Source organism: Desulfotomaculum copahuensis, from assembly GCF_001655685.1.
GTDB classification, from domain to species: domain Bacteria; phylum Bacillota; class Desulfotomaculia; order Desulfotomaculales; family Desulfovirgulaceae; genus Desulfotomaculum_G; species Desulfotomaculum_G copahuensis.
In genome coordinates this window covers 36343-50901 of record NZ_LYVF01000178.1, presented here as the reverse complement: position 1 = coordinate 50901, position 14559 = coordinate 36343, and the positions used below count along the sequence as shown (strand labels likewise).

14 protein-coding genes are annotated in these 14559 nt (G+C 50.0%); 2 read left to right on the top strand and 12 right to left on the bottom strand.

Translation table 11 applies throughout. From position 1 onward, the window contains the following. Positions 1-163 precede the first annotated feature (163 nt). A complete protein-coding gene (gene pseC, locus A6M21_RS13940; RefSeq protein ID WP_078060728.1) occupies positions 164-1327 on the bottom strand; it encodes a UDP-4-amino-4,6-dideoxy-N-acetyl-beta-L-altrosamine transaminase in 1164 nt (387 codons plus the stop codon). A 187-nt stretch (positions 1328-1514) separates the two neighbouring features. Between pseC and A6M21_RS13935 the strand changes: the two genes are divergently transcribed. Both A6M21_RS13935 and A6M21_RS13925 read left to right on the top strand, forming a co-directional pair. Next, positions 1515-1829, top strand: a complete 315-nt coding sequence (locus tag A6M21_RS13935) for a hypothetical protein (RefSeq protein ID WP_066669848.1) — start codon at positions 1515-1517, stop codon at positions 1827-1829. 523 nt (positions 1830-2352) lie between these two features. After that, positions 2353-3474 (top strand): AAA family ATPase, encoded by a 1122-nt coding sequence (locus A6M21_RS13925; protein ID WP_066669843.1) that lies wholly within the window; start codon positions 2353-2355, stop codon positions 3472-3474. An 85-nt stretch (positions 3475-3559) separates the two neighbouring features. Here the strand turns inward: A6M21_RS13925 and asnB are convergent, their stop codons facing one another. The 11 genes from asnB to A6M21_RS13865 all read right to left on the bottom strand — a co-directional run bounded on the left by asnB (position 3560) and on the right by A6M21_RS13865 (position 14559). Beyond that, positions 3560-5422: an asparagine synthase (glutamine-hydrolyzing) gene (gene asnB, locus A6M21_RS13920; RefSeq protein ID WP_066669841.1), complete on the bottom strand. Its 1863-nt coding sequence runs from the start codon at positions 5420-5422 to the stop codon at positions 3560-3562. 50 nt (positions 5423-5472) lie between these two features. Further along, positions 5473-5694, bottom strand: a complete 222-nt coding sequence (locus A6M21_RS13915) for an alcohol dehydrogenase catalytic domain-containing protein (RefSeq protein WP_066669840.1) — start codon at positions 5692-5694, stop codon at positions 5473-5475. A 308-nt stretch (positions 5695-6002) separates the two neighbouring features. Next, positions 6003-6428, bottom strand: a complete 426-nt coding sequence (locus A6M21_RS13905; protein WP_066669838.1) for a putative toxin-antitoxin system toxin component, PIN family — start codon at positions 6426-6428, stop codon at positions 6003-6005. After that, complete coding sequence (locus A6M21_RS13900) at positions 6406-6720, bottom strand: type II toxin-antitoxin system Phd/YefM family antitoxin (protein WP_066669837.1); 315 nt, start codon at positions 6718-6720, stop codon at positions 6406-6408. The genes A6M21_RS13905 and A6M21_RS13900 overlap by 23 nt, the downstream gene beginning before the upstream one ends. A gap of 97 nt (positions 6721-6817) precedes the next feature. Then, positions 6818-8980 (bottom strand): motility associated factor glycosyltransferase family protein, encoded by a 2163-nt coding sequence (locus A6M21_RS13895; protein WP_066669835.1) that lies wholly within the window; start codon positions 8978-8980, stop codon positions 6818-6820. A 119-nt stretch (positions 8981-9099) separates the two neighbouring features. Continuing rightward, a complete protein-coding gene (locus A6M21_RS13890; RefSeq protein ID WP_066669834.1) occupies positions 9100-9726 on the bottom strand; it encodes a hypothetical protein in 627 nt (208 codons plus the stop codon). 90 nt (positions 9727-9816) lie between these two features. Next, the gene (locus A6M21_RS13885; protein ID WP_066669830.1) at positions 9817-10509 is read right to left on the bottom strand and encodes an acylneuraminate cytidylyltransferase family protein; all 693 of its coding nucleotides are present in this window, start codon (positions 10507-10509) and stop codon (positions 9817-9819) included. 4 nt (positions 10510-10513) lie between these two features. Next, a complete protein-coding gene (locus tag A6M21_RS13880) occupies positions 10514-11578 on the bottom strand; it encodes a nucleotidyltransferase family protein (protein WP_066669826.1) in 1065 nt (354 codons plus the stop codon). Positions 11579-11669: 91 nt separating this feature from the next. Further along, complete coding sequence (gene neuB, locus A6M21_RS13875; RefSeq protein ID WP_151191952.1) at positions 11670-12689, bottom strand: N-acetylneuraminate synthase; 1020 nt, start codon at positions 12687-12689, stop codon at positions 11670-11672. Beyond that, on the bottom strand, positions 12679-13881 hold the full coding sequence (gene neuC / locus A6M21_RS13870; protein WP_078060724.1) for a UDP-N-acetylglucosamine 2-epimerase: 1203 nt from the start codon (positions 13879-13881) through the stop codon (positions 12679-12681). Before neuC ends, neuB begins: the two co-directional genes overlap by 11 nt. A 6-nt stretch (positions 13882-13887) precedes the next feature. Then, positions 13888-14559, bottom strand: a complete 672-nt coding sequence (locus A6M21_RS13865; protein ID WP_066669824.1) for an acetyltransferase — start codon at positions 14557-14559, stop codon at positions 13888-13890.

Here is a 14559-nt window from a genome sequence, read left to right as displayed (position 1 = left end):
CCCCCCCCCCCCCCCCCCGAACATGGGTTCCATAGCAGCAATTACTTTGGTGCTTTATGCTCATGATAAACAACCTTCTTCCCAGATATGCTTTACCCCTTTCTACATATTGGTTTAATTTCCTGCATTACTTTACAAAAAAATGCAACCGGGCGGCGCCTTGCTAAGCCGCCGCCCGGGCCAGCACCTTGCGCACCGCGGCCACTACATCCGCCGCATCCCGATCCGTCATGGCCGGGAAAAGGGGCAGGGTGATCAGGCGCCGGTACAATTCCTCCGCCTGGTAGCAGTAAAACCCCTGCAGGCTGCAGCTGTCCGGGTCGCCCAACCAGCGGTAATAGGGATGCCGGTAGACGGGAATGTAATGCACGTTGACTCCGATGTTCTCCGCCCGCAGCGCCGCAAAAATTTCCGCCCGGTCCTTTTTGAGCTGCTCCAGGTTCAGGGAGAGCACATAAAGATGCCAGGCCGTCCGGCCGTAGGGCGCCTGCCAGGGGATACGCACCGCGGGTATTTGGGCGAAGGCTTCGTTATAAATGGCGGCGATCGCCCGGCGGCGGGCCAGGAAGCGGTCCAGTTTGCGCAGCTGGCTCAGGCCCAGGGCGGCCTGGATGTCCGTCAGCCGGTAATTGAAGCCCAGATCCAGCGCCTCGTAATACCACGGCCCGTGATTTTCCGTCATCATTTCCGGGTCACGGGTGATGCCGTGATTGCGGAAAAGCAGCAGCCACTGGTAGAGCTCTTCGTCATTGGTGGTCACCATGCCGCCCTCGCCGGTGGTGATGTGCTTCACCGGGTGGAAGCTGAACACGGTCATGTCGCTCAGACCGCCCACCGGCCGGCCCTTGTATTCAGCGCCCAGGGCGTGGGCGGCGTCCTCGATCACCGACAGCTTGCACCGGCGGGCAATGTCGTGGATGGCGTCCAGGTCGCAGGGCTGGCCGGTGAAGTGCACGGGGATGATCGCCTTCGTCTGCGCGGTGATCTTTTTTTCTATTTCCGCCGGGTCGATATTGTATGTATCTGGATCGATATCGGCGAAAACCGGCTTCGCCCCCAGGAACAGGGCGCAGTTGGCGCTGGCCACAAAGGTGAGCGGGCTGGTGATCACCTCGTCCCCCCGCCCCAGCCCGGCCGCGAAGCAGGCCGCGTGCAGCGCCGCCGTGCCGCTGGATACGGCCACCGCGTAGCGCGCCCCCACCCGGGCGGCAAACCGGCGCTCAAATTCGGCCACCGTGGGGCCGGTGGTCAGCCAGTCACTGCGCAGTACCTCCGTCACCGCATCAATATCGTCCTGTTCGATCAGCTGGCGGGCGTAGGGCAGCATCTTATCCCGCACCGGCCTTCCGCCCTCGATGGCGGGCAGGGCGGAATCATTCTTATAGTCCAAAGTCCGGCACCCCTTTAACATGATTTCGACAACAAATCCATTATATGCCGGGCGGACCGGCCATACAAGAGGCGCCGGGAACAAGATTTTTGCCGGCATCGTTTCCGCCGCCGTGTGGTAAACCATGTCAGTCCGGATTGAAAGAGCGCTGAACCGTTGCCAAAGCCTGGTCGTCAACACTGTCATAGATGATGATCCGGAGTTCTTGCCGGTCGTAAAGGATGAACAACTGCTTTCGTCGCTTGTCGCGCGGTGTCTGGTCCTGCCTGAAGAGGCCCGGCTTTCCGTTTTGGAGCACTGGGAAATGGATCTACTGATCGAAGAAAAAAAGGTGCCCAGTGCATCCGGCAAAAAAAAAGAAGAGCTGATCTTTCCGTCAGCTGTACATGAACCGGCAAATACCTTCCGGGCAAAAAATCCAAAAGACGAAAAATCTTAAAAAATACTATCCCGCTCATAGCGGTCTGATTTAAAAAACGCTTCGGGTATTACCCAGGGCCGCCCCTTTTTCCAGGCCTCATTCATTTCCTGTAAGTGTTCAATAAAAAAATCAAAAAGATATTCCGGTTCCTTCTGCAGGTTTACCGTGACAAAAACGGGCCGGAAAGGAAAAAAGAAAAGATACCGGCAATGAGCAGCCATCGTTGCTTACGTTTATTGCCCATTAATCTGCGATATGCTTAGTGATTTTCGTTGCATCTCCTTTTTTGCCAGGCTCAGAAAGACGGGCCATGGCCGCCAAACCCGGAACGGCCCGGATGTTCGTCAGACAGTAATTGCAGCCGGCTCAAGTGTCCGGTAGTGGTTGCCAAAACCTGGTGAGCAGGGATATAATTTAAACATAAAGAGTAGTAAATAGAAAGACATCTGACCAGCAAGCAGGCCGGTTAATCATTGACATATTACCTTCCATGTAATATAATATTACTACCGGAGTAATATTGTTACTGGAGGTCTATGCTATGCCAGGTAAGCTGTTTCCCCTTGGCGGTCCCGTATCGGAACAAGATGTTGTGGACAGGGAGGAATTTTTGTCCTCTCTGCAAATCAGATTGTCTGAAGGCCATAGCATCATGCTAGCCGGTCCCCGCAGAACAGGCAAAACCTCACTTGCTTACGAAGTATTAAGACGCATGAAAAAACAGGGATTTTATACTGCTTCGATTGATCTCTTCCGGCTTTCAAACAAACGGGAATTTGCCATTTCCATGATTAACTCTTGCCTGGAAAACAGGACAGGGATTCGTAAAACATTCGATGCGATGAAAGACCGGGCCAAAACAATTGCTGGTATGGCCAGGCTGACTGTTAAACTTGAGGACCTTGAGTTTAGCCTAAAATTCCTTGACGAAACGAATGACGATACACTTCTCGATTATGCCCTGGATCTTCCGGAGGTTCTTGCAAAACACGATAGAAAACCGATGGTGGTTTTGCTTGATGAGTTTCAAGACGCTCTCCGTATTACTGACGTAAATATTTACAAGAAAATGCGTTCTTATTTTCAGAATCATCAGGAAGTTTCTTATTTATTCCTTGGTTCAAAGGAAGGCATGATGAATATTTTGTTCAGCAACCGGCAAGAGGCGTTTTACCGTTTCGCTACAATTCTCCCCATCCCCCCCATTTCAGAAAAATCATGGATGGGTTATATTACAAAAAAGTTTGCTGAACGAAAAATTAAAGTTAGCACGGAAATTATCAAGGAAATCCTAAAAAATACTGGTGGTCATCCTCATGATACCATGTTGGTTTGTTCTGAAACCTATTATGCGCTTCTTGAGGCGGAAAAAAATGTTGTCACTCATGGCCTGTTTCGCTTGGGGTATGATCGGGCTTTACAAACTCTGGTTCAAGTTTTTGATGAGGTTTTAGACGAATTAAGCCAGCGTTTTCAAGTTCGTCATATTTTAAAACGAATAGCCGCTGGAGAAAATGTTTACGATAAAAAACTGAACCCCAATGAAACCAAAAGAGTTATAGATTTCCTCGTTTCCAAAATAATAATCGAAAAAACCGGGCGCGGGTCCTATAGGTTCGTTGAACCCATGTTTCAGGAGTATATCTTACGGGAGTTTTCTTAAACCTCAACCTTGTTTTCACTGGAATAACATTGTGCCGGAAATGCCGGACAATTGGCCGCCACATGGTCGCCCCAAGGCGGATAAGCTAATGAGTTAAGCGCCCGGCGTTTCCTATATGCACATGGTAGTCATTAAGCCAGGAGTTTATCTGAATGATGCGTTCCAGCGGGTTTACGTTGAAGACGTGCGTCAGCGACGGCGCCTCATCAGTCAGCAGGCTTTTGATGAAAGGAATGTTGAGAAACGGCCTGACCGGCGCCTGCGGGTCGTCTAAGATCGGTAACAATGCGTCGCGCACCCCTTTGATGTATGACGGGTGCTGTGAAGTGGGATAACCGCTTTTATGCCGGTAGAGCACGTCGTCCGGCAGCAGGCCGGCGAAGGAGCGGCGCAAGATGCCCTTTTCAATATTGCCGGCCACTTTTAATTCCCACGGCACATTCCAGACATATTCCACCAGCCGGTAATCACAAAACGGCACCCTGACCTCGAAGCCGACGGCCATGCTCATCCGATCCTTGCGATCCAGCAGTATGGGCAAAAAGCGTGTCAGGTTCAAGTAAAAACCCTCGCGCCGCTTCGCCTCCACAGCATCCTCGCCCTTTAGCCGGGGCACTTCGGCGACTGCTTCCCGGTACTTTGCGGCCAGGTACTGCCGGGGTTGAATTATTTCCAGCAGTTCGGGCGACAGCAGGGAAAAGGCTTCATGGGCCACCTCCGTTTTGCCGAATTCCACAATCCAGGGAAAGGTGGCGGCGTCAAGCAGATCCTCACCGGCAAACCATTGATAGCCGCCGAAAATCTCATCGGCCGACTCGCCGGACAAGGCGACGGTGGCCTCCTGTTTCATCGCCTTGAACAGCAGGAACATTGAGGTTTCGATCTGGCCGTAGGCCGGATGATCATGGGCATACATGGGAATCAGCAGGTTGTCCAGCAGTTCGGGTGTATCCAGGGTTATGGTATGGTGTTTTGTGCCAAGATAGTCCGCCACACGATTGATCCAGGGCGCGTCCAGGCTTTTGTGAATGGCGCTCGCCATAAAATAGCGGCTGCTTTCCTTGAAATCGACCGAGTAAGTATGCAGCTGTTTTCCCGCTTGCTGAAAATCGCCGGCCGCCATGGCCGTAAGCCCGCTGGAATCAAGGCCGCCCGACAGCAGGGTGACCACAGGCACATCGGCAATCAACTGCCGCCCAACGGTATCTTCCAACAGGGCGCGGATATGCTCCGTGGTCGTTGCCAAATCATCGTTATGCGGCGCACTGTGCAGCGACCAGTACTGTATAACGCGCTCGCCGCCGCGGGCAAAAATGTGGCAGTGACCGGGACGGACTTCCTTAATATCTTTGAAGACAGCGCTCCCGGGCGTATGCAGCGGGAAAAAATTAAAAACTTCGGCCAGGCCGTCCGCATCCAGTTCCGGTTCAACCAGCGGGTGAGCCAGCAGCGCTTTTATCTCCGACCCGAACAGTACGGCGCTACCGCGCCGGGCATAAAACAACGGTTTTACGCCCAAATGATCCCGGGCTAAAAACAACTGCTGCTTTTGCTCATCCCAAATGCCTAAAGCGAAAATGCCGTTCAAACGGCGAACGCAGTCCTCACCCCACTCCAGGTAGGAACGGAGCAGCACTTCCGTATCGGATTGGGAACGGAACCGGTGTCCGCGGTCCGCCAATTCCTTGCGCAGTTCGCGGTAGTTGTATATCTCGCCGTTATAGGTGAGGGCGCAGGTCCGGCCGCCTTCTTTGCTGACCATCGGCTGGGCGCCGCCTTCCGGATCGATGACGATGAGACGGCGGTGCCCCAGGGCGGCCTTGGCGGAAAGCCAGCATCCCTGCGCGTCCGGACCGCGATGGCGCAGTTTGCCGGTCATCGCTTCGATCAATGCCCCCTGTCCGCTCAAATCACGCTCCCAGTCAATCCAGCCGGTAATTCCGCACATGTTCCGCCCTCCTGTTTGTTTTGCCCGCCCACACAAATGCCGGCGCTTTCTCAGGGATGCAGGACCACTTTCGCTCCGGCACGCCGTCGACGCAGAAAACCCGGGCGGCACAGCGCAGCATGGCGCTTAAAACCGTTCATACACATGAGATCGGAGCCGCAAATGGCGGTGGAAGTGATTTTTACGATCACATCATCAGGCCTTTGAATTTGCAGTTCCGGCACATCCTCCACGGCCACCTGGTAAGGCCCTTTGTAGACAACGGCTTTCAACCGGACCATCCTTTCCGCAGATTTCTTTCCGGTAAAACACCGGGATTATGTTACCCAATTTATACATTAAAAAAACCCGGATGAAATTTATCCGGGACGGTCCGGCCGGTTTTACCCGCCGGGAGTACATATCGGGCTTGCATGGGAAATGTCATCATGGACCCGGCGGCGGAAGCAATCCAATAAACCGTGCCAGGCTCAACATCGTCATAAACAACATTTGTGCCGTTTAAAACCGTCATATAACCCGGGCCGGAGCACATTTTCATCCTAAGCAGGCTATGAACGGCGAGAAGGACTCCGCCCATTCACATGCCCTGGGGCAGATTGGCGACGAAATCTGTTGGTGAAATGATCATGATCCCCTGAAACACCTTAAGTTTCAACAGATGCTCGTCACCGGAAACGATATATTGCACTTCCCCCGCCAGCGCGCATTCAAGTACACGGTTATCCTCTGGATCGCTCTTAATAACATCAAGTTCTGTTCCGGGAAAAACAATAATAGTGTTTTCCAAACTAAGCAATCCCATTAAAATATCCTGGCGTTCAATAATTGTCCCTGCCCTTCTGAACTTGGGCCGCAGCAGTACATCAAAATATTCTTCGATCAGCGCCTGACTAATGATCACGCGAAACTTGTTCTCAATCCACAGATCTAAAATTTTTGCCGGAGGTCCGTTGGAAACAAGAATACCTGAAACGACCACATTAGTGTCCAGAACTATTTTCATTGGTGCATCCTTTTCTTGAGTTTCTTAGCGCTTGCACCTCTCCCGGAACATCCTGTCCGGAAATATTTGCCTGCCCGGCGGCTGTCCTGATTTTTTGCAGGGCAAGCTTCAACGATAATTTTTTACATTCTTTTTCGGCATCGCGCAACCGGCAATATTCATCATAACTGATCAACACACTTTTGGGCTCGCTGTTGACAGTGAGTATCACCGGTTCCGAGCCGACGACCAGGGAATCAATTATGGCAGTCAGCTTCGGACGCGCTTCATTTATACCGATAATGCGTTCCATAAATTATTCCTCCATGGGAACATTATTTATTTCATTATTATATTCGTTAAGCGATCCGGAGTCAATGCGAGCCGAAATGAGATTGTTCCGCACTTTTTTAAATATTTCTCAGCATCTCCACACAGGCCATGGCCAGGTCCCTGGCCGCGGTGAACCATTCGGCCTGACGGAGAAGCATCTCCGCTTTGGCGGCTTGCTCTGAAGCGTATTTTTCCGAGACGGCGCACATTTCCATCTCGAAGCGGATCATGAACGACTGGAAGATATGGGTGAAAAACAGCTGAAACGACGGGTGGGCGGTAATGCAGGTTTCTTTGTGTTTCAGGATTTCAGCGGCAATCCGGGCCAGCGCGTCCCGCTCCGCAGATTCCGGCCAGGCCGGCGCGGTTCCCCGCCCCGGCGCGGCTTTTTCGGCGCCCGTTTGAAAGCTTTCATCAGCCGTACCGGAAGTCATGGACTTATCCCCCGGCGCGTTTATTTCTCCCAGCAAGATTTTGGTTGCACCCGTCTGGTGGCTTTCTGCGCCCGCACCGGCCGCCGCCATTTGTTCCGGTGACAATCCGCCGGCCGCTGCCGACTGATCACTGCCGTCTTCAGCTTTTACCGCTGTATTCTCCGGCCCGCCAGCATTACTTTCCTGGATAACCTGATGCAGTATCGCAGCGTATTCGGCCACCGCGTCCAGCCCTTTGCTGCACTCGTCCACCACATTTTGCATGGCCCGGCGCGTATCCGCAATAATCGCCCGTACCCGTGCCCTGTCCGCCGCGGCGTTTTGCTGAAAACCGGCGGTGGCGGCACAAATGATGCCGGCCGGATCAAATTGCTCCCGCATATAGCGGTCAACGGCATCCTGCAGCGGCATCACTTTCGTCCCGGCGATACGGGCGCCTCCTTCCGTACAGTTCAGACATTCCCCGCTGTAATTGGCGATATCCTGCTCGAAATACTTCAAAAACCGGTACCAGGTGGGTGTTGTCAGCACCAGCTGGCCGTTGTTGCCCGGCACGGCCAGAAGATCGCTGCGGTTCTCAACCGGCTCCTGCTGCGTGCCGTAGGGCGTACCTGCGGCGTGGCTGAGGCCGTCAGCGCCAAAGGCCAGATCCTGGCCGAGCAGGATGATCGGGTTGCAGCCCAGGGCTTCGGCCACTTTGAAGGCCATGTTGGCAGACGAGGGGCCGGTATCCAGGATGCCCCGCTCAATTTCAATCCAGCGGAAATGGTCGAAGTTGCGGTAAACGATGATTTTGGGTCCGGGATAGGCGGCGTACACCTCCTGGCAGATCACCGGACAGGCGGCCAGATAAACGTCCCGCACTTCTTCAGTGCGGAAGCCGTCAATCAGCTTCCGCACCGCCGGCACCCTCTCCAGCGAGGTGACCATGTGGGGCCTGACTCCCATTTCCATCAGCACCTTCAAAGAGGCGTCCACACTGATCATTAAAGCGCGGTTTTCCAACCCCTTGAGCAGGTGCTTGTTTTTGTTCAACGAAGGGCCGGTGGCCACGATCACAGCCGGACGATTTTTAAACTTGTCGTAAAGCAGGTTGATGCCCGGCGAGTCAATAATCACATCCAGGTTGTCCAGCATATTTTTAACGCCGATCAGCGAATCCTGCGGGCTGTCGCCATAATGCATCATCTGATGTGCGCCGGCTTCCCACAGGATGTTGGCAGCCCGCAGGTAGTAGTCTTTTTGCAAGCCAAGAAATGGTGTGAGGTAGTAGACCGGCTTCATGGTACGCAGTAAAATGAATTTCTGGTTTTCTTCCAGATAGCGGCGCAGGGCCAGGTAAAGCTCCTCCCCGTCCAGGCCGACGAAAAAAACCACTCCCTTAGTCATAAAAAGGGGCGCCAGGTTGTTTAAATATAATGCCGTCTTAAAAAGCTCCATATCCTGCTCAATCACAGCCAGAAAGCGGGTATGCTGCGCGGCGGCGAAGTGCTGCAGGAAAACCGACACCTGGTAACCCAGGCCGAAACCCATCATCACGGCAAGCAGGTTGTTTTTGCGCGGCTGGCTCTGCAGTTGACGGTAAACGTCACCCAGCGGGTCTTCCGGACGGTAATAGTATGTATTTGTCCCCGGCAGCTCCAGGTTGATCACCGGCTGCTTTTCGTCGGTCACCACCGCCCGGTAGGCGCCCTTGAACCGATATGCCTCCACCCGCCGGGCCAGTTCGGGATGCAGACCGCTCAAGGCCTTTATATTGGCCTGGTAGATGTCGAATATATTCGGTTCCGCTTTATTAACGGCCATCAGTATTCTCCTTTTTATGTCCGGATTACCAATATCAAGGGACTGGTTCCGGTGTAAATATTTATTCCGGAACGAATATATGAATGGCTCTTCCTTTAATGTAAATTGAAAATAGTTACTCACTCCAAGCTCGTGATTTCGATCTTGCGGGACACATATACAGCATTATTAAACGTAACGTAATTATTTTCCTCTCGCTCGGCAATAATTTGCTTAATAATAGAATGCAACAACTGAAGATTAGCGATTCTTTTAGCTCTAAAGTAAAATATTATGGAGAGAGAAATTGAAATTATAGTATACAAACCTATTATTATATAAAACGCATGACCAAGGTAATAAATTAAATTATTATATAAGTCTGTCATCAAATTGGATACATCCTTACCAACTAGCCCAATCTGCGTTTTACTAGTGCCACTACCATTAAGCTTAGCCTCGATAATAGGCACAAGAATATTTACTGCTACTGATGGAATATTTATATACAACGTCAGAATAGGACTAAAAATAACTGCAAGCATTGAAACAATAAATGTTACCATGAGAGGGTAATAATGAACATTCAACCTGTTAATTGATAAATTATTCTCTAGTAGCAAAGACATTTCTTTTAGGTAGTCTAAAGAATACTTACTATATGTGCTTTTTATAGATCTAAATTTTTTTGAAAAAATTTTTTCTTTTTTATCCAAATCTTTTAGGAATAAAAAATCTAAAATATTTAATGTAAAGAGGTTACTCATGGGTAAAAATAAAACCCTCCCAATGTTAATATTACTTTAAAAGTTGATAAACTTATTACATTAATCAGCTGGGTTTCAAAAGGTTACCTTTTACTGTTTTAATAATAAAGTTGCCAGCCGCAAATCTACTTCATCATCAATATCCACTGATCTATCTCTAGGCATAACATAAGCATATGTACCAGGTCCGTACCAGTTATCACGATTCCTTATATAATCCCAGCGTGCCAGGTAAATTGCGCCGTTAATCCGATAAAAACAAGGCAACTCCTGACGGTTACTTGGGATGCCAGGCTTAAGAAAATCTTTCATACAACCATCTTCCGGCAGGGTATTGCACCACCACGGGTGATGGTCAACTTTACAAACCGAAACGATGGCATCGGCATTATGTTCAATTAGCAAATCCATCGCTTTCGTAATATCCTCAGCTGTACGCAAGGGACTGGTAGGCTGCAGGGTTATTACACAATCATACTTTTTGCCACGCTCTTCCAACCAGGACATAGCGTGGTAAAGCACATCCATGCCCCTTGCATTATCAGAAGCCAGTTTAGCGGGGCGCATAAAAGGCACTTCCGCTCCAACCTGCCGGGCAATATGGGCGATATCTTCCCCATCGGTAGAAACCAACAGATAATCAATTGCACCGCTTTCCCTGGCCGCTTCTATTGAATAAACGATCAGCGGCTTTCCGGCCAGTGGGCGAATGTTCTTTCCGGGAATCCCCTTTGAACCCGCTCTGGCCGGAATTAAGCCCAGGACTGACAGACCTCTATACAAATCGTTACCCTCCAAAACCAATGGTCTCGAAAAACTTGAGCGTTTGCTGATATTCGTCCCACTGTCCGATATCAAACCAGCGGCCATGATGCGGGTAAACTCCAATCTTGAAATTCTGTTCCTGCGCGGCATGAATTAAATCCGGCATATCCAGCTTTTTTCCGTCTGCCACCAGGGATAGCACGTCTGGTTCCAGTACATAAACACCTGTATTCACCAAAAAGTGAAAGTTAGGCTTCTCTTCAATCCGGAAGCGGTTATCGTCAGTACGCAAAACACCATACGGAACCACAAATTCTTTCAGCGCTCCGACTATGGTGATGATATTTTGTTGCTCACGATGGTACTGGAGTAAACGGGCATAATCAATTTCCGCTATAATATCACAGTTGGTTAGCAAAAACGTTTTATTAAGACTACCGGCCAGCAGGGAAAGAGCGCCGGCCGTACCAAGGGGAGCATCTTCCTGAACAAAATCAATATTATACGGGCGGGAATCGCCATTGAAATAAAGGCGGATAATTTCGGCTTTATAACCCAGGCATAAGATAAACTGACTGAGTCCCTGACGGTAAAACTTATCCATAATGACTTCAATGATGGGCTTATCGCGCAAAGGAATCATTGGCTTGGGCAGAATTCTGGTAAAAGGGTCCAACCTGGTGCCCTTCCCGCCGGCCATAATGACCACTTTTTCCGGATGAGCCTCCGTTTTGGACAGAAACATTTCCTGCCACATCAACAATTCGACGACACGCCCAAGATTATCCACCATCGGAACATGACGGATACCACATTCAACCATTAACTGACGGACAGCTTCCGGTGTAGAGCCTGCTGGAAGGACTTTCGGCCGGGGGTTCATTATTCGCTTCACCGGTTCGCGCAGATTTACACCCTCCAGCAGTGCCCGGCGCACATCTCCATCGGTAACAGTACCAATCAGGTGCTCCTCTCCATCCGTTACCAGCAATATTTGCCGGGCCGCACGGTCCATTTTTTCCAGCGCCTGGACGACAGGCAGTTCGGGCGGTACCTGAACATTCTTTACTATGTCGCTGCGGTCCATGGATTGAGCCCCCATATTTTCCACTATTTTCGTAATTAATAGATCAAAAGGAATAGTCGTTCATGAAAAATATAAAAAGCAGCCACCAAAATCAAATCATTTTCCATGTAATCACTGTATCTGCCGGTATATCTGTCTTGGCCAACCGGCCGACAACCACGTCCCACATCTTTGAAGGAATACCTGTCCCCGGCCTTTTGACGGCCAATTTTTCCGGGGTGATTATTTCCCCTGCGGCAATATCCACGGCAGCAACCAGACTGCGCCTGGCCACCCGCATAATTTCTTTTTCACCCGGGCCGGGCCTCTTAAAACCGTCTCCAATGGCCTTTTCCACGTTCCTGATGGCTTTAACCATCGCCGTTAGTTCACCGGGTTCCAGGGAGGCCTTATGGTCGGGGCCGTCCATATTGCGGTCTAAAGTAAAGTGCTTTTCAATCACACAAGCCCCCAGAGCTACGGCCGCTACGGCCACTTCCGTACCCGGTGTGTGATCCGAGTAACCCACCGGTAAACCGAAAGCCTGCCGCAGGGTGAACATTGCCTTCAGATTTACTTCCTCGAAAGGCGCCGGGTAATTCGAAGTACAGTGCAGGAGAGTGAGCTCCTGCGCCCCTGCATCCTGCAGTGTCTGTAAGGCTTCTTCAACTTCACCCAATGTAGCCATGCCAGTAGACAGAATCAACGGCCTATCCTTTGCTGCCACATATTTTAAAAATGGCAGATTGGTCAATTCACCGGAAGCAATCTTAAAGATAGGTACGTCCATCCTGTCCAAAAGATCTACACTATAGAAATCGAACGGTGTAGATAAAAACATAATACCCATTCGGTCGCAGTAAGCCATTATTTCGCCAAATTCTTCGACTGGAAGCATCAGGCGCCGTAACATCTCAAGCTGCGATTCTGCGTTGTACTGGATATTCGCCTGCTGGTAAGGCGCCCTTTCTGCACCTTTTGCGACCACCTGTTCTGGTACAAATGTTTGGAATTTTACCGCATCCGCGCCTGATTTTACGGCTGCATCAACTAGACGCTTTGCGGTGTCGATACAACCATTATGATTAACACCTGCTTCAGCAATAATAAAAACACCTTTTTCAGTAAGCAAGGGAATCCACCTCGTCCGGTGTTGGATAATCAAGTTTTTTTTCAAGCAACCGCCTGTCAATAGGAGTTGATTCCAGAACGGAAACTACCCGCCCGCTTACATTGCCATCTCCATAAGGATCATACGGGTTTAGAACATTTTTCACCTCGCAGCGAAATTGTTCATCATATAATGCTATTCGTATCCCAGTCAAAATGTCTTCCTTATAACAAGGGACATCGATAACGCTTTTCGCCCGAACCCGGCCTTTTTGTCTTTCGCCGATATTAACTGTAGGAACATTGAGAGAAGGTGCCTCGATGATGCCGCTTGAAGAATTACCCACTACAGCCGCTGCATGCTTCATGACTCCCAGATAGCCACCGGAACCCAAACTTTTATGCAGCTTAACATTCGGATACATTGCAGCATATGATTCCCATGCTTGTATAATTTTACTGGATCCAACCTCTATGCCCGGGTAGGTAATAACCTGCTGAAGATCTGGGAATTCCTTTAAAGCATCAATAATAATTGAAACCTGCTCCATAGGATCACAATCCATGGTTAAGGTTTCAGGGTGATAAGTAATTAATAATGTGGGATGATTGACATCAATATTATAGTTGGCTTGCAAATCTTCCGGAGGCATTATCTCACCATGCCGGATATTCTCCACGCCCGGCGCACCAACAACGTGTATGCGCCATGCCTCTTCCCCCATCATTCTGATGCGCCGTCCGTATTCAAAAGTACTGGGGAAATGGAGATGTGCCATCTTGGTGATGGCATGACGCACCTGCTCATCAAGTGCACCTTCCGTTGTTTCTCCTCCACAGAGATGAACAACAGGTATTCTATAAATTAGTGCCGCAATTAGTGGGATAAAAAGCTCAAAACGATCGCCTAAAAGCAAGACAATATCCGGGATTTGTTTTGGAAAAAAAATCGCCGTATCCATCAATCCCAAACCAACAGACTTTATAAGAGCCCCTGGGGTATCGGAGGTTAGAAGGTTTTCCATCAGATAGGAAACTGGCAGGCCATCGTTTTGGATTTCTTGCACTGTCCGTCCATGTACAGGTGAAAGGTGAGAGCCGGCAATAATAAGGGATAGTTCTAAATTTGAGGAATTAATGATTCGTTTCAATATAGGCTTAAGTAAACCGTATTCGGCCCGTGTAGCCGTAAATGCCATTATTTTTTTTCTCAATCTATTTCATTCCTTAAGCTTAAGCTTTTTAATAACCCTCCCCGGGTTCCCTGCTACTACCGTCCATGGCTCCACATCATGTAGCACAACCGCCCCTGCTCCAATAATAGCGCCCTCCCCTAAACTGACACCCTGAACCAGAACAGAACCAGCGCCTACATGGACCAGGGGACTCATCTTAACGCCTCCGCAAATTACAGCACCCGGAGAAACATGAACGTGATTACTGATTATACAGTGATGTTCTATTATGGCACCGGAGTTTATTATTACATTTACACCAATTTGCACTCCTGGATTGACCACCGCAGAAGGTGCGACTACAGTACCATCTCCCAGGAGCGTGTTGCTGTAAATAGTGGCCGACGGATGAATAAGAACTGGAAAGGAAAATCCATATTCATTGACCTCTTTGTATAGCTTTGCTCGCAGACGGTTATCACCGGTTCCGCCGACACCAATAGCGGCTAAAACAATACCTTTTTGCTGCAAATCAGGGAGAATCCCATCATTACCCAGGTACTCATGCCCCCAATCGTCGCCAGGAACTCGTTCACCGGGAGCCGTATAACCAATTATATCATATTTGCCTTGTTTCTTAATTATTTCCGCTATTACCGTTGCGTGGCCTCCCGCGCCAACGATTACAATGGGGATTAGCCCAGCCGGCTTAGGCAT

Bases quoted from the DNA above. Each gene is read 5' to 3' on its own strand.
- A6M21_RS13880 (WP_066669826.1), bottom strand. From the start codon at position 11,578: ATGGACCGCAGCGACATAGTAAAGAATGTTCAGGTACCGCCCGAACTG.
- pseC (WP_078060728.1), bottom strand. From the start codon at position 1,327: ATGCTGCCCTACGCCCGCCAGCTGATCGAACAGGACGATATTGATGCG.
- A6M21_RS13935 (WP_066669848.1), top strand. From the start codon at position 1,515: ATGTCAGTCCGGATTGAAAGAGCGCTGAACCGTTGCCAAAGCCTGGTC.
- A6M21_RS13900 (WP_066669837.1), bottom strand. From the start codon at position 6,720: ATGGAACGCATTATCGGTATAAATGAAGCGCGTCCGAAGCTGACTGCC.
- A6M21_RS13890 (WP_066669834.1), bottom strand. From the start codon at position 9,726: ATGAGTAACCTCTTTACATTAAATATTTTAGATTTTTTATTCCTAAAA.
- A6M21_RS13865 (WP_066669824.1), bottom strand. From the start codon at position 14,559: ATGCCTAAGCCGGCTGGGCTAATCCCCATTGTAATCGTTGGCGCGGGA.
- A6M21_RS13905 (WP_066669838.1), bottom strand. From the start codon at position 6,428: ATGAAAATAGTTCTGGACACTAATGTGGTCGTTTCAGGTATTCTTGTT.
- A6M21_RS13895 (WP_066669835.1), bottom strand. From the start codon at position 8,980: ATGGCCGTTAATAAAGCGGAACCGAATATATTCGACATCTACCAGGCC.
- A6M21_RS13925 (WP_066669843.1), top strand. From the start codon at position 2,353: ATGCCAGGTAAGCTGTTTCCCCTTGGCGGTCCCGTATCGGAACAAGAT.
- asnB (WP_066669841.1), bottom strand. From the start codon at position 5,422: ATGTGCGGAATTACCGGCTGGATTGACTGGGAGCGTGATTTGAGCGGA.